This is a genomic window from Catenuloplanes sp. NPDC051500, from assembly GCF_044454585.1.
Lineage (GTDB): Bacteria > Actinomycetota > Actinomycetes > Mycobacteriales > Micromonosporaceae > Catenuloplanes.
In genome coordinates this window covers 21233-41977 of the sequence record NZ_JBITDX010000019.1, presented here as the reverse complement: position 1 = coordinate 41977, position 20745 = coordinate 21233, and the positions used below count along the sequence as shown (strand labels likewise).

The window sequence follows — 20745 nt, the reverse complement described above, 5'->3', positions numbered from 1 at the left end:
ACCCCCCCCCCTGGGAAACGCAGCGCCCGCTCGTCCTCAGCCGTGCGGGACGCGTGCGGTACGTGGTGCCGTGCCGCCCCCCGGCGGCTTCCGGCCCGTCATGCGGAAAGCCTCGCACATTCGGAGGAGCCGGGGTCGGCCGTTGCGTGTCGGTTGTGTGACCGAGCGCGGTCTATATGCCACGAAGCCCGGACATGCCGGAAGCGCAGACCCGGGTGGGGATCTGCGCTTCCGGTGCCTGCGGGGTGTTTAGGAGCGGACCTCTTCGCGCGCCTTGCCGGCCTGGTCCTTGACGTCGCCGACTGCGGAACGGCCCTCGTCGCGGACGTTCTGCGCCGCGCCGGTCGCGGTCTCGCGGACCTGGCCGACGGCCTCCTCAGCCGGGCCGCGCAGGTGCTCGCCGACCTCGCTGGCCAGGCTCTTGGCCTCCTCGGCCAGTGCGCCGCCGTGCTCCTGCAGCGCGGACTTCGCGTCCGCCGCCAGCTGGCGCTCCTTCTGGCTCGCCGGCAGCAGCGACGAGATCAGCCAGCCGGCGCCGAACGCGATCAGGCCGGCGGCGAGCGGGTTGCCCTCGGCCCGGGCCTTCACGGCGGCGGGAGCCTGACGGACCGCGTCCGCCGCGTCGGAGGCCTTGCCGGAGACCGCGTGGGCCGCGTCGGAGGCCTTGTCCGAGACGGCGTGTGCCGCGCCGGAAGCCTTGTCCGAGACGGCGTGTGCGGCGCCCGACGCCTTGTCCGAGACGGCCGATCCGGTGTCCGAGGCGGTTCCCATGATCTTCTCCCGGGTGCTGCGAAGGGCGGTGCGCACGCGCTGCTTGCGCTCCTCGACGATGCGCGAAGGGCTGGCCTTGTAGGCGAGCGCGTCGACGTCGGAGCTGAGCCCGGCACGGGTCCGCTCGATCTCGGCGCGAATCTGGTCGGGGTCGTTGCTCATGAGAGGCCTCCACTGTGGGGCTTGAGGGCGTGCGGGATCTCCTTGGCGGTCTCCGCGGTCCGCGGCAGGCCGCGCATCTCGCGCGCCTTGCGACGGGCCAGCACGAAGAGCGCGCCACCGATGGCGGCCCAGAGCACGGCCACGATCAACGCGGCCCAGCCCGGATCCATCACGTTGGCCAGGCCCTGCCAGAGCGCGGTGGAGAGGAAGAGGAGCACCAGGAAGCCGGCGACTCCGGCGCCCGCGAAGAAGCCCGCGGCCTTGCCTGCCTTCTTGCCCTCCTCGCGGAGCTCCGCCTTGGCCAGTTCGACCTCCTGCCGGACGAGCGTGGAGAGGTCCTGGGTGACCTCGCCCATCAGTTCGCCGAAGGAGCGCTGAGAGACGTCGGGACCCTGGGTCACGGCCGGACCTCGCGGTCGTAGAACGGGTCGGTGACCGGCGCGGTGCCCACGGCGACGCCCGGGCCCGGGTCGGCGACCGGCAGCGGCGCGGTGGTGGCCGGCGTGGCGGCCAGCGGCTCGACCGGCACGACGGCGACCGGGGTCACGGCCGGAGCGGTGTAGGCCGGCGCGTAACCGGCCGCGCTCGAGGTGGCCGAAGATGGGGTGGCCGAGGACGGGGTGTCGTCGTGGCGGGCGTCGGAGACCTCCGCGGCGACGCTGCGGGTTACCCGGCCGGCGATGACGCCGAGGATCGCGGCGCCGGCCAGGAACGTGCCCGGGTTCCGGCGCGCGTACTCCTTGACCTCGGTGACCAGCGCGCCCGGCTCCCGGCTCTCCAGCCAGTCCGCGACCTGGTCGATCTTGGAAGCGGCCTGGCGTGCGTACCCGCTCGCCGGCCCCTCCTGACCGCCCTGGTCCGCCATCGAGCGCAGCTCGCTGCCGACCGAGCGGATGCCGCCGACCGCGCGCTTCTGCTGGTCACCGGCCTGTGAGCGCAACTCCTCGCGGGTCGCGTGGTACAGCGTGCGGGCCTGGCGGGTGGTCTCACCGGCGACCCGGCGACCCTCCTCCTTGGCGGTCTCCGCGACGCCGCCGCCGGCCTGTGCCGCGGTGTGGCCGAGCTCGCGCGCCTGCTCCTTGGCCTTCTCGGTGGTGGAGGTGTAACTGTCGCTTTCGGACGCTGTGGGCGACGCGTAAATGTCCGTCATCTCAGTGCCCTCCTATCGAGGTCTGCGGGGGATGAATAAGCATGATTGCCGGGCCGTTCGAATAACTGGCTACCCTGGTCGGTGAAATTTCATGCGAGCGGGGCGGGTCAATTTATCTGCGACAAAATCGACCGTTTAACGCCTCCGGCAGCGGGTATCCGGCCACATGCCTGACACTCTGGATACACCGTCCGAGATGGATTCCGTGCTGGTCGGGGGCGTGCGTGACGGTGAGAAGATGAATGCCGGAAACGCCGCTCTGATCGAGATCGAAGAAGACGGTCTCGTGCACCGCTATATTCGTACGAGTAAATCTCAGGATTCTCTGATCGTCTTTAACTCCGACGGCGTGGTCAACCCGGAGGGTGCCGAGGACGGCATTGAGAGTTCCGCCGACCGGGTGGCGACCGCGACGGATTCCGACCGGAGCTGAATTGATTTCAGGATCGCCCCCGGTGCTGTGCCGGGGGCGATCCGCGTCCACGGGCGGGCTGGTTAGCGGGTGGGTGAACCGCCTGATAGACTCGCCGGGTCGACCTGACCATCACGCCTGTTCACGATCGGCTCGGTTCCTGACCTCTCCGGTCATGGCCGAGATCCTGAATCTGCGTGGTGGTGATGAAGCGGAGCGCCTGCTCCCACCCGCGTCGCGTCAGCGTCCGGGTCCCGGTCAACCGCCTCGGGCGTTCGCGTCCGCAGCGCGGTGGCGTCGCGGTGCGCGTAAGCGTGCTCGTGAGATGCCGCGACCGGTCGAGCGGGCCCTGGCGTGCACTCATGCCGGGGCCTTTCTGCTTGTGGCCGACAGCGCACGCCGTGCGCAGGCTCGAACCGCCGGGGCAGGCGGACGGGCGTCGCCAGACCCGCGCCGGCCGGCCGGCGGGTGCGGGAAGCAGTTATGAGGAGGCCCCATCAGCGCCGAACCACGCGTGAATGATCAGATCCGGGCGCGGGAGGTCCGACTGGTCGGCCCAGAGGGTGAGCAGGTGGGCATCGTCCCGCTCGAGCGCGCCCTGCAGCTGGCTGCGGATGTCGATCTGGACCTGGTCGAGGTGGCGCCAATGGCCCGTCCGCCGGTGTGCAAGCTCATGGACTTCGGCAAGTTCAAGTATGAGTCTGCACTCAAGGCGCGCGAGGCCCGGCGCAACCAGCAGCAGACCGTCATCAAGGAGATGAAGCTCCGCCCGAAGATCGACCCGCACGACTACGAGACCAAAAAGGGTCACGTGGTGCGGTTCCTCCGGGCGGGCGACAAGGTCAAGGTCACGATCATGTTCCGTGGTCGCGAGCAGAGCCGTCCGGAGCTGGGCTACCGCCTGCTGCGCCGGCTCGAGTCCGAGATCCAGGAACTTGGGTACGTGGAGGCCTCTCCGAAGCAGGACGGCCGAAACATGACCATGGTGCTGGCCCCGCACCGCGCCACCAAGGTGGCCGCGGCGGAACGTATCGCTGCCAGTGCCAAGGCGCCTCGCCCGCCCCGGGAAGAGGACCTTGAGGATGCCGCCGACGAGGTGAGCACCGACGAGGTGACCGCCGATGAGGCGAGCACCGAAGAGGTGACCGCCGACGAGGCGACCGCCGAGGAGACGCCCGTCGCAGCGGTTCCCGCTGCCGGGGGCGCCAACGCGGGTGGAACGGCCGGAACACCCGGCCAGTAGCGGCCGGCCCCCGGCCACAACCGGCCGGGAACCCCCGGCCTGTATCAGGAAGAAGAGGCGTTCGATGCCGAAGATGAAGAGCCACAGCGGCATGGGCAAGCGGGTGAAGGTCACCGGCACGGGCAAGCTCCGTACCGAGCAGGCCGGCAAGCGTCACCTGCTGGAGGGCAAGACCTCCACCCGTACGCGCCGGCTGAGCGGCACCGTCGAGGTGGCCAAGGCCGACGTGAAGCGTATTAAGAAGCTGCTGGGCCGCTGACGCGCCCGCCACTGACTTTTTATTAGGAGTAGTTCAATGGCACGCGTCAAGCGGGCGGTAAACGCCCAGAAGAAGCGTCGTACCCTGCTCGAGCAGGCCAGCGGCTACCGGGGCCAGCGGTCCCGGCTGTACCGCAAGGCCAAGGAGCAGGTGCTGCACTCGATGCAGTACGCATACCGGGACCGCCGTGACCGCAAGGGCGACTTCCGCCAGCTGTGGATCACCCGTATCAACGCGGCCGCCCGGGCCAACGGCATGACCTACAACCGGCTGATCCAGGGCCTGCGCCTGGCCGGTGTCGAGGTCGACCGCAAGATCCTCGCGGACCTCGCGGTGCACGATGAGGCCACGTTCGCCGGCCTCGTCGAGATCGCCCGGGCCGCCGTCGCGGCCGAGGGCATCGGCGGCGCGTCCGCTCAGGCCGCCTGAGTTCCACCTGCGTCATCTCCGTGAGGCGAGGCGTCCCGCTCCCGTGATCGTTACGGGCGGGGCGCCTCGGCTTTTGTCAGCGTAAGGACGAAGACCCTGTTCACGCCGCGTACGCCAAGGATCGCCGCCGCCCGGAAACTGCACCGTCGCCGCGACCGGGACGACACCCGCCGCTTCCTCGCGGAGGGTCCGCAGGCGGTCGCGGAGGCGCTCGGCGCGCCCGGCACCGTGATCGAGTTGTTCGGCACCCCCGAGGCCCTGCACCGGTACGCCGTGCTCGGCCGCGCCGCCACGGACGCCGGGATCCCGGTCTCCGAGGTCGACGACGAGGCGCTGACCGTGCTTGCCGAGACCGTGCAGCCGCAGGGGATCGTCGCGCTCTGCCACCAGGCGGACGTGTCACTCGACGACGCGCTCGGGCGCGGGCCCCGGCTCGTCGCCGCGCTCGCCGAGATCCGGGATCCGGGCAACGCCGGGACCGTGCTGCGCACCGCGGACGCGGCCGGGGCCGGCGCGGTGGTCTTCGCCGGGGACGCGGTGGATCCCTACAACGGCAAGTGCGTGCGCGCGACGGCCGGCAGCCTGTTCCACGTGGACGTGGTGCGCGGGCCCGGGCCGGTGGAGGTCGTGAAGGCGGCGCAGGCGGCCGGACTCACAGTGCTCGCGGCTACCGGTTACGGCGAGGACGACCTCGACGGATTGGCCGACAGCGGCGCACTCGCCACCCGTACCATGTGGATCTTCGGATCTGAGGCTCATGGCTTGTCGGCTGACGTGCTGTCCGCGGCCGACCACCGGGTGAAGGCCCCGATGTACGGCCGGGCGGAGAGCCTTAATCTGGCAGCGGCCGCCGCGGTGTGTCTGTATGCTTCCGCCAGAGCACTGCGTCAGTCGTGAGGAGTGCCTGCTTCTAGGAGTGTTGGCCGTGATCCGCTCGTTTATGCAGCCCGCCGGTGCGCGCGGGCCACGAGGCTGATCTCACTCACTCTCGACCGCTGGATACCGGTGGGCTGCGGCGTCGCCGCTCGTCACTAGACTGTCCCGGTTCCCGCAGGTGTTGGAGACGCAGAGTCATGACTTATCGCAATGACCCGTATGACCCGAAGCAGGTTGCCCTGCTGGACCAGGCTGCCCTCGACGGGGCGATCGCGGAGGCCGGTGCGGCCTTCGACGGCGCCGCCGACCTGGACGCGCTCGTCGCGCTGAAGCCGGCGCACCTCGGCGACAAGTCGCCGATCTCGCTGGCCCGCCGGGAGATCGGTGCGCTGCCCCCGGCCGCGAAGTCCGACGCCGGCAAGCGGGTCAACCTCGCCCGGCAGGCCGTGCAGGCTTTGTACGAGGCCCGTCAGGCAGTGCTCGAGGTGGAGCGCGCCGCGCGCGTGCTCGCCGAGGAGCGCGTCGACGTCACGCTGCCGTGGGACCGCCGCCCCCGTGGCGCCCGGCACCCGCTCACCACGCTGATGGAGCGGATCGGCGACCTGTTCGTCGGCATGGGCTACGAGATCGCGGAAGGTCCCGAGGTCGAGCTGGAGTGGGCCAACTTCGACGCGCTCAACATCCGGCCGGACCACCCGTCGCGCGGGCTGATGGACACGTTCTACCTGGACACGCCCGGTCAGGTGCTGCGCACGCACACCTCGCCGGTGCAGGCGCGGACGATGCTCACCCGCAAGCCGCCGATCTACGTGGTCTGCCCGGGGCGCACGTACCGGACCGATGAGCTGGACGCCACCCACACGCCTGTCTTCCACCAGGTCGAGGGCCTGGTCGTGGACGAGGGCATCACGATGGCGCACCTGCGTGGCACGCTCGACCACTTCGCCAAGGCGATGTTCGGCGAGGGTGCGAAGACGCGCTGGCGGCCGCACTACTTCCCGTTCACCGAGCCGTCCGGCGAGTTCGACGTGTGGTTCCCGGAGCACCGGGACGGGCCGCGCTGGGTCGAGTGGGGCGGCTGCGGCATGGTCAACCCGCGCGTGCTGATCGCCTGCGGCATCGACCCCGACCGTTACTCCGGGTTCGCGTTCGGCATGGGCATCGAGCGGACGCTGATGTTCCGGCACGGCATTTCCGACATGCGCGAGATGGTCGAGGGCGATGTGCGCTTCACGACCGCGTACGGCATGGCCGTTTAAAGACTTTTTGCTTTTCTGAGCGGAGGAATTGTGCGCATCGGAGTGTCCTGGCTGCGCGAACACGTCGAGCTGCCGGACGGAATCACCGGCGCCGACGTCGAGCAGGCCCTGATCTCGCTGGGCATCGAGGTGGACTCGGTCGTCGACCAGGCGGCCACCATCAAGGGCTCGCTCGTGGTCGGCCGCGTGCTGACCATCGAGGAACTGACCGGCTTCAAGAAGCCGATCCGGCACTGCACCGTGGACGTCGGGAACGACACGCCCCAGGAGATCGTCTGCGGCGCGCGGAATTTCGCCGAGGGAGACCTCGTCGTGGTGATCCTGCCGGGCGGCGAACTGCCCGGCGGCTTCACGATCGGCGCCCGGAAGACCTACGGGCGGATGTCCGCGGGCATGATCTGCTCGGCTTCCGAACTGGGGTTGAGCGGCGACAACGACGGCATCATCGTGCTCTCCGGCGATCTCGTGCCGGGGACCGATGCCCGCCCGCTCGTCGGACTGGACGACATCATTCTGGAGCTGGAGATCACCCCGGACCGGGGGTACGCGATGAGCGTGCGCGGTCTGGCCCGGGAGCTGTCGCACGCGCTCAAGGTGCCGTTCCGCGATGCCGGTCGTGGCTCCTTCGAGCCGGGCACCTCCGACGTGCCGTGGCCGGTCACCGTCGAGGACAAGGTGGGCTGCGACCGGTTCGCCGCGCGGCTGGTGCGCGGGATCGACCCGTCGGCGCCGTCGCCGGACTTCATCCAGCGGCGACTCGCGGTGGCCGGTGTGCGCTCGATCGGCCTGGCCGTCGACATCACCAACTATGTGATGCTCGAGCTGGGCCAGCCGATGCACGCGTTCGACGCGGACCTGCTCGACGGCCCGCTCCTGGTACGGCGCGCCACCGCCGGCGAGAAGATCACCACGCTGGACGGGGTGACCCGCTCGCTCGACGCGGAGGACATGGTCATCTGCTCCGGCGAGGCGCCCGGCACGCCGATCTCGCTCGCGGCCGTGATGGGCGGCGAGACCTCCGAGGTGCAGCCGTCCACGACAAACGTGCTGTTCGAGGCCGCGCACTGGGACCCGGTGATGGTCGGGCGGACCGCGCGCCGGCACAAGCTGTTCAGCGAGGCCGCGAAGCGCTGGGAGCGGGGCGTCGACCCGGCGCTGCCGCTTGTGGCGCTGTCCCGCGCGGTCGATCTGCTCCTCACGCACGGAGGCGGTGTCGCCTCCGAGGAGATCCTCGACCTCGACTACCGCGCCTCCGCGCCCCTGATCGAGCTGGACGCGACGCTGCCGGCCCGCCGGATCGGCGTCGACTACTCACGCGACCAGGTCATCGATCTGCTCCAGCAGGTCGGCTGCGGCGTGGTCACGTCCACGTCAAGCGACGTGCTCACCGTGACGCCGCCGACCTGGCGCCCCGACCTCACCGACCCGGCCGACCTGGTCGAGGAGGTCGTCCGGCTGGACGGCTACGACGTCATCCCGAGCGTGCTTCCGTCCGCGCCGCCCGGCAACGGCCTCACCGCCTCGCAGAGCCGGCGCCGCTCGGTGGCGCGCGCGCTCGCCGAGGCCGGCTACGTCGAGGTGCTCGACTACCCGTTCATGTCGCTGTCCGTGTTCGACGCGTTCGGCATGCCGTCGTCGGACAACAGGCGCTCCGCCGTACGCCTGGCGAACCCGCTCTCCGAGGAGGAGCCGCTGCTGCGTAGCACGCTGCTCCCGCCGCTGTTCACCACGCTGCGCCGCAACATCGGCCGTGGCACACGTGACCTGGCACTCTACGAGGTCGGCGCGGTCTTCCACCCCCGCCCGGGCGCGACCGCCCCGCCGGTCATGGGCATCGACGAGCGCCCGAGCGACGACGACCTGTTCGCCGCGGACGCCACCCTGCCCAAACAGCCCTGGCACGTCGCCGTGGTGCTGGCCGGCGAGGTCTCCCCCGCCGGCTGGTGGGGCGAGGGCCGCCAGGCCACCTGGGCGGACGCGGTCGAGGCCGCCCGCACCGTGCTGTCCGCCGCCGGCATCCCGGCCTCGGACATCACCATCGCGGCCGGCGACGAGGCGCCCTGGCACCCCGGCCGGTGCGCGGCGATAGCTGTCGACGGCACCATCGTGGGCTTCGCAGGCGAACTGCACCCGGCCGCGATCTCCGCGCTCGACCTGCCCCGCCGCACGTGCGCGATGGAGCTGAACCTGACCGCGCTCCCGGACGCGCCGGTCGTCCAGGCGCGGCCGCTGTCGACGTACCCGGCCGCGCTGATCGACGTGGCGCTTGTCGTGGCCGCCGACGTGCCCGCCGCATCTGTGCAGGCCACGCTGGCCGGCGCGGCCGGTCCACTGCTCGAAAACATCAGGCTCTTCGACGTGTACGAGTCGGAGGCGCTCGGCGAGGGGAAGCGGTCGCTGGCGTTCAAACTGACGTTCCGCGCCCCGGACCGCACCCTTACCGTGGAAGAGGCGATCGCGGCCCGCGACGCGGCTGTCACGGCAGCCGCCTCCGAGTTCGGCGCAACGCTCCGCGGCGCGTAAGCAGGTATTTCGCCCCGCCGGTCCCGGATGGCCGGCGGGGCTTTTGCGTTTCCTGCGTCACCGGCGCTGGTCGCGACATCAATCCAGCCTCCTAGGAAGGTGCAGGCGGCGTGCGGATCTAGACTCGGTCGCGTGATTCAGCCATGCCGAGAGCGGGACATCCCCGAGGCCGTGCTTCTGCTCGAATTGACTAGCGCCGCGGACGGGCGGTTCCGGTGGCGGCGGGCGCTTGAGGATCCGGGCACGCGGGCCGTGGTGGCCGTGGACGGCGGGCGGGTCGTCGGCGCCGGGCTGGTCGGGACCGTGCCGGACTTCCGAGGGCAGTCGCCGATCGGGCTCGCGGTGGCCCCGGAGGTCCGCGGCCGGGGGATCGGCACGGCGCTGGCCGGGGAGCTGGCGGCGCTGGCGTCCGGGCAGAGCGGCATCTTCGCCATGACGCTGCGAGATGATCTGCCGGGCGGGCTGCGGTTCGCCGAGCGGGCCGGGCTCGCGGTGGTCAACCACTGCACCGGCTGGACGATCCGGCTAGCGGATCCGCAGGCGCTGCGGGCGGCGGCGGGCGAGGCGGCGGCGCGGTCCGGGGTGCGGCTGGACGAGACCACGATGGGGGAGAGCCGGGACCGGTTCGTGGCGGCCGCCGCCGATTCGGTGGCCGGGATGCCGACGGACACGCCGATCGATCTGGAGCGGTTCGCGGCGGGCATGCCGGACGAGACAGTCCTCCTCTTCGCGAGCGATGCCGGGGGTACGGCAGGTGTGTGCCTGATCCGGCCGGACGGGGAGGCCGGCGGCTGGCACACCAGCTACACCGGTGTGGTGACGCGTTGCCGGCGGCGGGGTGTGGCGCGCGCGCTGAAGCTGGCGTCATTCGCCGCCGCGGCCGCACGCGGCGGCACCGCCATGCACGGCGAGAACGACGACCGGAACGCGCCGATGCTGGCGTTGAGCGCGGCCGTGGGGATGCGGCGGGGACTCGGCTACTGGGCGCTCGCCGGCGAACGGATCACGGCGCCTCGGCGGTCATGACCCGGGCGATGGTCGCGGGCCCGTCCGCCCGGTCCGGGGTGGACTCCGCGTACCGGGCGCTGAGGCGGCGGTACGGGCGGCTGTTCAGCATGATCACCGTGGCGATGACGCCGAGCACGCCGGTCAGCACGAAGACAAGCGCGATGCCGCGGTCCGCGCCGGTGCCGAACCAGCCGCCGATCGCGCGGGCGCCGGCGCCGTCAATCATGAACGGGATGAAGAAGAACTGGGTGATCGGCGAGATCAGGAACGCGGTGGCAGGCGACGCGGCCTGCTCGACGCTCTGCGCGAAGCCGAACACGCGGCCCTGACGCTCAAGCGGCACGACCCGCTGCAAAATGGTCTGCTCGGCGGCCTCAGCGAACGGGACCAGCAGCATGTACACGTACATGCCGGCCGCCAGCGGGATGATCGAGGATTTCAGCGGGAACAGCAGCACCACGGTCCACAGCACCAGGTTGACGAGCAGCAGCAGCCGCACCGGCCTGGCGCCCAGGCCGACCCGCGCGATGAGCAGGCCGCCGACGATGAACCCGGTGCTCAGCACGCCCCACAGCACACCCCAGGCACGCACCGAGACGAGCGACAGCCCGTATGCGTCCATCAGCGCCATGAACACGCCGCCGAGCAGGTTGTTGAACGCGGAGAAGAAGACCAGCGCCATCAGTCCGGGAACGCCCTGGACCAGCCGGACCGTACCGCGCAGATCGACCCGGCCGCCCTCCGCGACGTGCTCGGGCGAGGGCGCCGGCTCGCGGACCGTGACGGTGCCCAGGTGGACGATCGACAGCCCGAGCACGGCAAGCGCCAGGATCAGCACCGACCGCATGCCGTCCATCGCGACGAGCAGCCCGCTGATCACCGACGTGGTCAGCATGGTCACCCCGGAAACGGTGCCGACAAGCCCGTTAGCCCGATCCCGGCCGCTCTCGTCGATCAGGATCGTGACAAGCGTCGGCAGCGCGATCGTGCGGATGTTGCCCGCGATGACGCCGGACATGAGCAGGACGACGAAGGCCCACAGCCGTACCGATGCCGGGTCTTGAAAGGCCTCTGCCGGCGTCACGGCCCAGACGCCGAGCGCGGCGAGGTAGAGCGTGAACGACGCGCCCGCGGAGAACTGCATCATCAGCGTGCGCCGGTGGTGGTCGACAAGGCTGCCGAACCAGATGCCGGTCAGCGCGGTCAACACCAGGAAGATCCCGGAGATGACGCCTGTCGCGAAGACCGACCGTGTCTCCAGGTACACCCAGAACGTGACCGCGAACCACACAGTGAAGTTGATGACCGACACCAGCAGCGTGTTGATCAGGATCTGGTAGAAGGTCCGCAGGTCTCCACTCATCGGGCCACCGTAGGGCGGGGGTACGACAAATGTCAGGCGCTGATCGACTTCTTGCGGCGGAGGTGTTCGCGGATGCGGAGGCGGGCCAGATTCTCCGCGTCCTCGCGTTCCTCGGCGAACTGGTAGGTCTGGTCGCTTGTGGCGAGGGTGCCGAGGAGGACCGGGAGGGCCTGCTGGGCGCCGTCGCGGCCGACCACGTGTTCCCAGGCGATGACGCGGTACGTGTGCGGGAAGATGAAGTCGACGAGGTCTTCGGTGACGACCTCGCCCTCGCTTGTCATCAGCGGCTGCTCGTCGGAGTGGGATGGGACCTCGGCGGCCCAGAGCGGGTAGGCCTGGGGGGTGATGATGCGGATCGAGTCGCCCATGGCGGGCTCCCTTCTCGGGCTTTTCGAGGCGGCACGGACGGCCGAGCCAACCGAGCATATGCGGCTTAAGTGGCGAAGTGGTCCAAACTGAAGATGGGTGGCGATTATCCCTTTGCCGCCGTGCGGTGGATGTTGATACATTCGACCGCATAGTGATGCGGAGGGACGGGGTCATGGGAGTGAAGGTCGGCGTCGCCGGGGCCAGTGGTTATGCGGGGGGCGAGTTGCTTCGCCTGCTCGCCGGGCACCCCGAGTTCGACCTGGTCGCCGCGACCGCGCACAGCCAAGCGGGCAGCGCGATAAGTGAGATCCATCCGCATCTGACCGGGCTGGACCTGATCACCAAGCCCACGGCGCCGGAGGCGTTCGACGGCGCCGACCTGGTGTTCCTGGCGCTGCCGCACGGCCAGTCCGCGGCGCTCGCGCAGCAGTTGCCGGAATCCGTGCGGATCGTGGACATCGGCGCTGACTTCCGGCTCAGCGACGGCGCGCAGTGGGAGCGCTATTACGGCGGCCCGCACGCCGGCACCTGGACCTACGGCCTGCCGGAGCTCCCGGGGCAGCGGGAGAAGATCGCGAACAGCACCCGGGTGGCCAACACCGGCTGCTACGCGGTCACCACGATCCTGGCGCTCGCACCGCTGATCGCGGCCGGCCTCGCGGATCCGGAGGACGTCGTGGTCGTCGCCGCGTCCGGCACCTCGGGCGCGGGCAAGTCGGCGAAGGTCAACCTGTTGGGCAGCGAGGTGATGGGCAGCCTCTCCACCTACAAGACCGGCCGCCACCAGCACGTGCCCGAGATCAAGCAGGCGACGGGCGCGCGGTCGCTGTCGTTCACGCCGGTCCTGGCGCCGATGCCGCGCGGCATCCTGGCGACGGTCACGGCGCGGCCGCTCACCGGCGACGACCCGCACGAGGTGCTGAAGAACGCCTACGCGAACGATCCTTTCGTGCACGTGCTGGCCGCGGACCACTGGCCGCAGACCGCGAGCGTCGGCGGCTCCAACGCCGTCCACCTGCAGGCCACGCGCGACGTCGACTCCGGCCGGATCATCGCGGTCAGCGCGTCGGACAACCTCGGTAAGGGCGCGGCCGGTCAGGCCGTCCAGAACGCCAACCTCATGTTCGGGCTCCCCGAGACCACGGGCCTGCAGATCTACGGAGTAGCACCATGAGCGTCACCAAACCCAAGGGCTTCCGCGCGTCAGGCGTCGCCGCCGGGCTCAAGGCAGGAAAGCTCGACGTCGCGCTCGTCGTCAACGACGGCCCGGACGCGACCGCGGCCGGCGTGTTCACGAGCAACCGGGTCAAGGCCGCACCGGTGCTCTGGAGCCAGCAGGTGCTGCGGGGCGGCGTGGTGCGCGCGGTCATCCTCAACTCCGGCGGGGCGAACGCGTGCACCGGCCCGGCCGGCTTCCAGGACACGCACGCCACGGCGGAGCACACCGCTGCCGCGCTGCGTGGTGCGGTCAAGCCGCTGCTGCTCGGGGCCGGTGACGTGGCGGTCTGCTCGACCGGCCTGATCGGCGAGCGCCTGCCGATGGGCAAGCTGCTGCCCGGCGTCGAGGCGGCCGTGCGCGGTCTGTCCCGGGACGGCGGCCCCGCGGCCGCCGAGGCGATCATCACGACCGACACACATTCAAAAACAGCTGTCGTCGAGGGTACGGGCTGGAGCGTCGGCGGCATGATCAAGGGCGCCGGCATGCTGGCGCCGGGTCTGGCCACCATGCTGTGCGTGCTGACCACCGATGCGGTCGCCGGCCCGGACGCCCTCGACGCGGCGCTGCGCCACGCCACCCGCGTCACGCTCGACCGGGTCGACTCGGACGGCGCGATGTCCACAAACGACACGGTGCTGCTGCTGGCGTCCGGCGCCTCGGGCATCGAGCCGACGCCGGAGGAGCTGGCCGAGGCGGTCACCGAGATCTGCCGCCAGCTGTCCCGGAAGTTGATCGCGGACGCGGAGGGCGCCACCAAGGAGGTCGCCATCGCGGTCACCGGCGCGCTCACCGAGGACGACGCGGTCGAGGCCGGCCGTGCGGTGGCCCGGAACAACCTGGTGAAGACCGCGCTGTTCGGCAACGACCCGAACTGGGGGCGGATCCTGGCCGCGGTCGGCACCACTGCGGCCACGTTCGAGCCGGACCGGCTGGACGTCGCGGTCAACGGCGTGTGGGTGTGCAAGAACGGCGCGGCGGCGGAGGATAGGTCCATGGTGGACCTCTCCGGCCGGGACGTAGAGATCCACATCAATCTGAACGCGGGTGGCGCCACCGCGACGATCTGGACGAATGATCTCTCCCACGCATATGTGCACGAGAACTCGGCCTACAGCTCGTGAACCTCGCTGAAACGGGGCGCGCATCCGTACCCCCGGCGGCCTGTGATCGTGGTTCTGACCCACCCCTGAAATGCCCCGAAGGGATCAACTCATGACGGCCGCGCTCACGCGTGACCTGGCGGTCGCGCAGCAGAAGGCCGCGACGCTGATCGAGGCGCTGCCCTGGCTGCGGGAGTTCTCCGGCGAGACCGTGGTGATCAAGTACGGCGGGAATGCCATGGTCGACCCGGAGCTGCAGCGCGCGTTCGCGGCCGACATGGTGTTCCTGCGCTACGCCGGGCTCCGGCCGGTCGTGGTGCACGGCGGCGGCCCGCAGATCTCGAAGATGCTCGGCCGGCTCGGCCTGGCGAGCGAGTTCCGCGGCGGCCTGCGCGTCACCACGCCGGAGACCATGGACGTGGTCCGGATGGTGCTTGTCGGCCAGGTCGGCCGCGAGCTGGTCGGGCTGATCAACGAGCACGGGCCCTACGCGGTCGGCCTGTCCGGCGAGGACGCCAAGTTGTTCACCGCGGTCCGCCGCCCCGCCATGGTCGACGGCGAGCCGGTCGACGTGGGCCTGGTCGGCGACGTCGCCACGGTCAACCCGAGCGCGGTCGCGGACATCATCGCGGCGGGCCGGATCCCGGTGATCGCGACTGTGGCCCCGGACGAGGACGGCGTGCTGCACAACGTGAACGCGGACACCGCGGCCGCCGCGCTCGCGGTCGCGATCGGCGCGCGCAAGCTCGTCGTGCTCACCGACGTGACAGGCCTGTACCGCAACTGGCCGGACCCGGACAGCCTGATCACCCGGATCACCACGTCTGAGCTGGCGGAGCTGCTGCCCGGCCTGGAGTCGGGCATGGTCCCCAAGATGGAGGCCTGCCTGCGCGCGGTGGAGGGCGGAGTTCCCGCCGCGCACGTCGTCGACGGCCGGGTCGCGCACTCGACCCTGCTTGAAGTCTTTACCTCTGATGGATTCGGAACGATGGTGATGGGGTCATGAGCGAACCGGAAGCACAGTGCCGCACCGCGCGGGACCACAGCGTGACTGGGAGCCCGGCATGAGCCTGATCGACAGGTGGCAGTCGTCCATGATGGACAACTACGCCACGCCCGGCATCGCGCTTGCCTCCGGCGAGGGTGCGGTGCTCACCGACGAGGCCGGTAAGACGTACGTGGACCTGCTCGGCGGGATCGCCGTCAACGCGCTCGGCCACGCGCACCCGGCCGTGGTCGCGGCCGTGACGAAGCAGATCTCCACGCTCGGCCACATCTCCAACTTCTACGTCGCGGAGCCGACGATCAAGCTTGCGGAGCTGCTGCTCGCGCTGGCCGGCCGGCCGGGGCGGGTGTACTTCGGCAACTCCGGCGCGGAGGCGAACGAGGCCGCGTTCAAGATGTCCCGCCTCACCGGGCGTACCCACGTGGTGGCGACCGAGGGCGGTTTCCACGGCCGGACCATGGGCGCGCTCGCGCTGACCGGGCAGCCGTCGAAGGCCGCGCCGTTCCTGCCGCTGCCGGGCACGGTGACGCACATCCCCTACGGTGACGTCGAAGCGCTCGAGAGGGCCGTCACGGACGAGACCGCGATGGTCATCCTGGAGCCGATCCAGGGCGAGGGCGGCGTGCTGGTGCCGCCGGCCGGCTATCTCACCGCGGCGCGCGCCATCACGAAAGAGCACGGCACGCTGCTCGCGCTCGACGAGGTGCAGACCGGCATCGGCCGCACCGGGCACTGGTTCGCGCACCAGGCCGAGGGCGTCGAGCCGGACATCGTGACGCTTGCCAAGGGGCTCGGCGGCGGGCTGCCGATCGGCGCGGTCCTCGCGTTCGGGCGGGCGGCCACGCTGTTCCAGCCCGGCATGCACGCCAGCACGTTCGGCGGGAACCCGGTCAGCTGCGCGGCCGCGCTCGCGGTCATCCAGACGATCGCGAACGAAGGCCTGCTCGACCACGTCAAGCGGGTGGGGGAGCGGCTGCGGCGCGGCGTCGAGGCGCTCGGCCACCCGCTGATCAGCGAGGTGCGCGGTGCCGGCCTGCTGCTCGGCATCGTGCTCACCGCGCCCGCCTCCGGTGCGCTTGCCGGCGTGCTCAAGGACGCCGGATTCCTCGTCAACGCGGTGGCGCCGCACGTCGTACGGCTGGCGCCGCCGTTGATCCTCACGGCCGAGCAGGTCGACTCCTTCCTCGCAGCGCTGCCCCACGCCCTGGACACGGTGACCTCATGACCCGGCATTTCCTCCGCGACGACGATCTCACCCCGGCCGAGCAGTCCGCGGTGCTCGACCTGGCCCAGCTGATGAAGGCGGACCGGTACGCGCACAAGCCGTTCGCCGGCCCGAAGTCGGTCGCGGTGCTGTTCGACAAGCCGAGTCTGCGCACCCGGCTGTCGTTCGACGTCGGCATCGCGGAGCTGGGCGGCAACCCGATCATCGTGGACACGCAGGCCACCCACTTCGGCCGCGGTGAGACGCTTGCCGACGCCGCGCACGTGCTCTCCCGGTACGTGTCCGCGATAGTCATGCGCACCTACGGCGACGAGCGGCTCGCCGAGATCGCCTCGGTCGCCACAGTGCCGGTGGTAAACGCGCTCACCGACGGCTTCCACCCCTGCCAACTCCTCGCGGACCTGCTCACCGTGCGCGAGCACTGCGGCGGCACGGCCGGGCGGACGCTCGCCTACGTCGGCGACGCGGCGAACAACATGAGCCACTCGTACCTGCTGGCCGGCGCGACCGCGGGCATGCACGTGCGGGTCGCCGGCCCGTCCGGCTACGACCCGGACCCGTCGATCGTGGCCCGCGCCTCGGAGATCGCGGCCTGGACCGGCGGCTCCGTCTCCGTGCTCCGCGACCCGTTCGAGGCGGTCGACCAGGCGGACGTGATCACCACTGACACCTGGTCGTCGATGGGGCACGAGTCGGACGGGAAGGACCGGCTCACCCCGTTCCGGCCGTACCAGGTGAACAAGGACCTGGTCGCGGCCGCCAAGCCGAACGCGGTAGTGCTGCACTGCCTGCCCGCGCACCGCGGTGACGAGATCACCGACGACGTGATGGACGGCCCGCAGAGCGCGATCTTCGACGAGGCCGAGAACCGGGTGCACGCCCAGAAGGCGCTGCTCGCCTGGCTGGCAGGGTACTCGGCATGACCGCGCCCACCACCCGCACCGCCCGGCACGCCCGGATCGTGGAGCTGATCCGCGAGACGGCGGTCCGGTCACAGACCGAACTGGCCGAACTGCTGGCCGGCGACGGCGTGCAGGTCACCCAGGCCACGCTCTCCCGTGACCTGGAGGAGCTCGGCGCGGTGAAGGTGCGTGGCACGGCGGGCGGCCCGGCCGTCTATCTGATCCCCGAGGACGGCACGCCGGTCATCCGGCAGGCCGAGCAGGCCCCGGCGCGGCTGCTGCGGCTGCTGCGCGAGCTGCTCACCGGCTCGGACGCCAGCGGCAACATCGCCGTGCTGCGCACCCCGCCCGGGGCCGCGCAGTTCCTGGCCAGCGCGCTCGACCGGTCCGGCCTGCCGGACGTGGTCGGCACGATCGCGGGCGACGACACCATCCTTGTCGTCGCCCGGGAGCCGTTCGGCGGACCAGCCCTCGCGGAGAAGCTGTCCGCCTGGGCCCGAGACTGACCGTCATTTCCTATCGCTGAGAATGGGCCTGTGAGTTCCTCTACTAGTAACCGGACCAGCCTCTGGGGCGGCCGCTTCTCCGGCGGGCCCGCGGAGGCGCTTGCCCGCCTCTCCGTCAGTGTGCAGTTCGACTGGCGGCTCGCCCCCTACGACCTGGCCGGCTCCCGCGCCCACGCCCGGGTGCTCGCGCACGCGGGCCTGCTCGACGCGGAGGAGCTCGGCAAGATGCTCGCCGCCCTCGACGACCTGGAGGCCGCGTGCGCGTCCGGCGCGTTCCGGCCCACGGTCGAGGACGAGGACGTGCACACCGCGCTCGAACGCGGCCTGCTCGAACGCCTCGGCACGCTCGGCGGCAAGCTGCGCGCCGGCCGTTCCCGCAACGACCAGGTCGCCACCGACCTGCGCCTCTACCTGCGCGATCACGCCCGGGGCGTGGCGCTGCGGCTTGTCGAGCTGGCCGACGCGCTCACCGAGCAGGCCGAGCGGCACGTGGAGACGCCCGCGCCCGGCATGACCCACCTGCAGCACGCGCAGCCTGTCACGTTCGGGCACTGGCTGCTCGCGCACGTCCAGCCGCTGCTGCGCGACCTCGCCCGGCTGCGCGACTGGGACGCGCGGGCCGCGGTCAGCCCGCTCGGCTCCGGCGCGCTGGCCGGCTCGTCGCTTCCGCTCGACCCGATGCAGGTCGCGAAGGAGCTCGGCTTCGCCACCGCGGCGGCGAACTCGATGGACGCGGTCGCGGACCGGGACTTCGTTGCCGAGTTCCTGTTCGTCACCGCGCTGATCGGCGTGCACCTCTCCCGCCTCGGCGAGGAGGTCGTGCTCTGGACGTCGCAGGAGTTCGGCTGGGTCGAGCTTGACGACGCGTTCGCCACCGGCTCGTCGATCATGCCGCAGAAGAAGAACGCGGACATCGCCGAGCTGGCCCGGGGCAAGTCCGGCCGGCTGATCGGCGGGCTGATGACTGTGCTGACGGTGCTCAAGGGCCTGCCGCTCACCTACGACCGGGACATGCAGGAGGACAAGGAGCCGGCGTTCGACGCGGTCGACCAGCTCCAGCTGGTGCTGCCCGCGCTGGCCGGCATGATCTCCACGATGACCGTCCGGGTGGACCGGCTGGCCGCGGCCGCGCCGGTCGGCTACACGCTTGCCACCGAGGTCGCGGACTGGCTGGTGCGCAAGAACGTGCCGTTCCGCGAGGCGCACGAGATCACCGGCAAGCTGGTCGCGCTCTGCGTGGCCCGCGACTGCGCCCTCGACGAGGTCTCCGACGAGGACCTGGTCGCGATCTCCGGCCACCTCGACCCGGACGTCCGGTCCGTGCTGAGCGTGAAGTCCGCACTCGCGGCCCGCAAGACCTACGGCTCCACCGGCCCCGGCCCGGTCCGCGACCAGCTGGCCGCCGCCGAGGACACGCTTGTGACCTGGCGTGCCTGGGCCGAGGAGACGGTCGTTCCGCGGTGATTTATGGTCTTTGGGTCGCTCGATCCCCGAGCGGCCCAGAGACCTGACAAGGAATTCATGGGGTACGAGTGGCTGTCCGCGCCCGCGTCCGAGATCGCCGGCACCGCAGCCGGCCTGCTCGGCTGGGAGATCGACGCCCACGGGGTACGGATCCGGCTCACCGAGGTCGAGGCGTACAGCGGCCAGGGCGAGGACCCGGCCTCCCACGCGCACCGCGGCGTCACCAAGCGTAACGAGGTGATGTTCGGCCCGGCCGGATACCTCTACGCGTACTTCATCTACGGCACGCACTGGTGCCTCAACATCGTCTGCGGCGAGCCGGGCCGGGCCGCCGCCGTGCTGTTCCGGGCCGGAGCCGTGCTCGACGGGCTGGAGGTCGCGCGCACCCGCCGCCCGGCCGCCCGCAACGACGCCGACCTGGCCCGCGGCCCGGCGAAACTCTGCTCCGCGCTCGCGGTCGACGGCACTGTCACCGGGCTCTCCGCGGTCGACAGCGCCGGCCCGGTCCGCCTGCTGCCGCCGTCCCGCCCGCCGATGGCCGCCGAGATCGCCGCCGGGCCACGTGTCGGTGTCGCCTCCGCCCACGACGTACCGTGGCGATTCTGGCTCGCCGGCGACCCCACCGTGAGCGCGTACCGGCGTCATACGCCCCGCGTCCGCCGAAACGCTTCGTGATCGTCCTAAGACCGGGTGGTGAAGCTGCCGAAAGGTCGTGGCCAGCGAAGAAGGCATGGCCGGACTGTGGTGGGATGGGTCGATGGAACTGGAGCTGACCCCGTGGGCCGAGGAGGACCTCGGTCTGCTGCGCCGGATCAACGTGCCCGCGATGAAGGGGCACCTCGGCGGGCCGGAACCGGAGGAGAAGATCGTCGACCGGCACCGGCGGTACGTGCACATGAGCATCACCGGCACCGGCGTGATGTTCCGGGTGGCGCTGCTGCCGGACCGTGAGCCGGTCGGCAGCATCGGCTACTGGGACCGGGAGTGGAACGGCGCCAAGGTCTGGGAGACCGGCTGGAGCGTGCTCAACGAGTTCCAGGGGCGCGGCATCGCGTCCGCGGCCGCCCGCCAGGTGGTAGCGCGCGCCGCGGCGGACGGGCGCCGGCAGTGGCTGCACGCGTTCCCGAAGACCGACAACGAGGCGTCGAACCGGGTGTGCCGCAACGCCGGCCTGACGCTCGTGGGGGAGTGCGACTTCGAGTTCCCGGTCGGCACGCCGATCCGCTGCAACGAGTGGAAACTCGACCTCACGACGATCTCGTAGTACAGCCTGAAACCCACAACGGCATAAGTCCTTTCCCACTTCGCGGTGGTGCTGCCCGCATGCTCCCGCGGGCCCCGGTCGGCCCCCAGGGGGCCTCCCTTCCGTTTCCGCGTCCGGTGGGTTTCATGCAAACCCCGGTGGCGGCCGCGAGTCGATTCGGTACCCGGCCCCGGGGCGTGGGCATCGCCGGAGGTCGTGGGTCGGTTACTCCTCCAGGTTGTCGAGGCAGGCGCCG

21 protein-coding genes and 1 pseudogene are annotated in these 20745 nt (G+C 71.0%); 17 read left to right on the top strand and 5 right to left on the bottom strand.

Going from position 1 to position 20745, the window contains the following annotated elements; genetic code table 11:
* Positions 1-249: 249 nt before the first annotated feature.
* From ACIA8K_RS30735 to ACIA8K_RS30725, 3 genes are read right to left on the bottom strand one after another with little or no spacing between them, the layout of a single operon-like run.
* Positions 250-933: a DUF3618 domain-containing protein gene (locus ACIA8K_RS30735; protein ID WP_396065527.1), complete on the bottom strand. Its 684-nt coding sequence runs from the start codon at positions 931-933 to the stop codon at positions 250-252.
* Positions 930-1334 carry a phage holin family protein gene (locus ACIA8K_RS30730; protein WP_396065525.1) on the bottom strand — a complete coding sequence of 135 codons (405 nt, stop codon included), beginning with the start codon at positions 1332-1334 and terminating at the stop codon, positions 930-932. The genes ACIA8K_RS30735 and ACIA8K_RS30730 overlap by 4 nt, the downstream gene beginning before the upstream one ends.
* Positions 1331-2083, bottom strand: coding sequence for a hypothetical protein (locus ACIA8K_RS30725; RefSeq protein WP_396065523.1), 753 nt, complete (start codon positions 2081-2083; stop codon positions 1331-1333). The genes ACIA8K_RS30730 and ACIA8K_RS30725 overlap by 4 nt, the downstream gene beginning before the upstream one ends.
* Before the next feature lie 196 nt (positions 2084-2279).
* Here ACIA8K_RS30725 and ACIA8K_RS30720 point away from each other — a divergent pair, with 196 nt between their 5' ends.
* The 8 genes and pseudogenes from ACIA8K_RS30720 to ACIA8K_RS30685 all read left to right on the top strand — a co-directional run bounded on the left by ACIA8K_RS30720 (position 2280) and on the right by ACIA8K_RS30685 (position 10110).
* Positions 2280-2516 carry a hypothetical protein gene (locus tag ACIA8K_RS30720; protein WP_396065521.1) on the top strand — a complete coding sequence of 79 codons (237 nt, stop codon included), beginning with the start codon at positions 2280-2282 and terminating at the stop codon, positions 2514-2516.
* 493 nt (positions 2517-3009) lie between these two features.
* Positions 3010-3585: pseudogene (gene infC, locus ACIA8K_RS30715) on the top strand (translation initiation factor IF-3); the annotation flags it as partial.
* A gap of 217 nt (positions 3586-3802) precedes the next feature.
* Positions 3803-3997, top strand: a complete 195-nt coding sequence (gene rpmI, locus ACIA8K_RS30710; protein ID WP_396065519.1) for a 50S ribosomal protein L35 — start codon at positions 3803-3805, stop codon at positions 3995-3997.
* Between the two features lie 36 nt (positions 3998-4033).
* On the top strand, positions 4034-4426 hold the full coding sequence (gene rplT / locus ACIA8K_RS30705; RefSeq protein WP_396065517.1) for a 50S ribosomal protein L20: 393 nt from the start codon (positions 4034-4036) through the stop codon (positions 4424-4426).
* A 96-nt stretch (positions 4427-4522) separates the two neighbouring features.
* The gene (locus ACIA8K_RS30700) at positions 4523-5323 is read left to right on the top strand and encodes a TrmH family RNA methyltransferase (RefSeq protein WP_396065731.1); all 801 of its coding nucleotides are present in this window, start codon (positions 4523-4525) and stop codon (positions 5321-5323) included.
* A gap of 176 nt (positions 5324-5499) precedes the next feature.
* Positions 5500-6561, top strand: a complete 1062-nt coding sequence (pheS, locus tag ACIA8K_RS30695) for a phenylalanine--tRNA ligase subunit alpha (protein WP_396065515.1) — start codon at positions 5500-5502, stop codon at positions 6559-6561.
* A gap of 30 nt (positions 6562-6591) precedes the next feature.
* Entirely contained in the window at positions 6592-9084 is a 2493-nt protein-coding gene (gene pheT / locus ACIA8K_RS30690; protein ID WP_396065513.1) for a phenylalanine--tRNA ligase subunit beta, read from the top strand.
* Between the two features lie 132 nt (positions 9085-9216).
* Positions 9217-10110: a GNAT family N-acetyltransferase gene (locus ACIA8K_RS30685; protein WP_396065511.1), complete on the top strand. Its 894-nt coding sequence runs from the start codon at positions 9217-9219 to the stop codon at positions 10108-10110.
* Here ACIA8K_RS30685 and ACIA8K_RS30680 read toward each other — a convergent pair.
* Both ACIA8K_RS30680 and ACIA8K_RS30675 read right to left on the bottom strand, forming a co-directional pair.
* Complete coding sequence (locus tag ACIA8K_RS30680; RefSeq protein WP_396065509.1) at positions 10088-11455, bottom strand: MFS transporter; 1368 nt, start codon at positions 11453-11455, stop codon at positions 10088-10090. The genes ACIA8K_RS30685 and ACIA8K_RS30680 overlap by 23 nt on opposite strands.
* 32 nt (positions 11456-11487) lie before the next feature.
* The gene (locus ACIA8K_RS30675; RefSeq protein WP_396065507.1) at positions 11488-11823 is read right to left on the bottom strand and encodes a hypothetical protein; all 336 of its coding nucleotides are present in this window, start codon (positions 11821-11823) and stop codon (positions 11488-11490) included.
* Between the two features lie 173 nt (positions 11824-11996).
* Here ACIA8K_RS30675 and argC point away from each other — a divergent pair, with 173 nt between their 5' ends.
* From argC to ACIA8K_RS30630, 9 genes are all read left to right on the top strand, one after another.
* Positions 11997-12998, top strand: a complete 1002-nt coding sequence (gene argC, locus ACIA8K_RS30670; protein ID WP_396065505.1) for an N-acetyl-gamma-glutamyl-phosphate reductase — start codon at positions 11997-11999, stop codon at positions 12996-12998.
* Positions 12995-14164 carry a bifunctional glutamate N-acetyltransferase/amino-acid acetyltransferase ArgJ gene (gene argJ, locus ACIA8K_RS30665; protein ID WP_396065503.1) on the top strand — a complete coding sequence of 390 codons (1170 nt, stop codon included), beginning with the start codon at positions 12995-12997 and terminating at the stop codon, positions 14162-14164. The genes argC and argJ overlap by 4 nt, the downstream gene beginning before the upstream one ends.
* A gap of 91 nt (positions 14165-14255) precedes the next feature.
* Entirely contained in the window at positions 14256-15149 is an 894-nt protein-coding gene (argB, locus tag ACIA8K_RS30660) for an acetylglutamate kinase (protein WP_396065501.1), read from the top strand.
* 58 nt (positions 15150-15207) lie between these two features.
* Entirely contained in the window at positions 15208-16374 is a 1167-nt protein-coding gene (locus ACIA8K_RS30655; protein WP_396065499.1) for an acetylornithine transaminase, read from the top strand.
* Positions 16371-17297 carry an ornithine carbamoyltransferase gene (argF, locus tag ACIA8K_RS30650; protein WP_396065497.1) on the top strand — a complete coding sequence of 309 codons (927 nt, stop codon included), beginning with the start codon at positions 16371-16373 and terminating at the stop codon, positions 17295-17297. The genes ACIA8K_RS30655 and argF overlap by 4 nt, the downstream gene beginning before the upstream one ends.
* Positions 17294-17782 (top strand): arginine repressor, encoded by a 489-nt coding sequence (locus tag ACIA8K_RS30645; protein ID WP_396065495.1) that lies wholly within the window; start codon positions 17294-17296, stop codon positions 17780-17782. The genes argF and ACIA8K_RS30645 overlap by 4 nt, the downstream gene beginning before the upstream one ends.
* 30 nt (positions 17783-17812) lie before the next feature.
* A complete protein-coding gene (gene argH / locus ACIA8K_RS30640; protein WP_396065493.1) occupies positions 17813-19246 on the top strand; it encodes an argininosuccinate lyase in 1434 nt (477 codons plus the stop codon).
* A gap of 57 nt (positions 19247-19303) precedes the next feature.
* The gene (locus ACIA8K_RS30635; RefSeq protein ID WP_396065491.1) at positions 19304-19921 is read left to right on the top strand and encodes a DNA-3-methyladenine glycosylase; all 618 of its coding nucleotides are present in this window, start codon (positions 19304-19306) and stop codon (positions 19919-19921) included.
* A gap of 82 nt (positions 19922-20003) precedes the next feature.
* Positions 20004-20510: a GNAT family N-acetyltransferase gene (locus ACIA8K_RS30630; RefSeq protein WP_396065489.1), complete on the top strand. Its 507-nt coding sequence runs from the start codon at positions 20004-20006 to the stop codon at positions 20508-20510.
* Positions 20511-20745 lie beyond the last annotated feature (235 nt).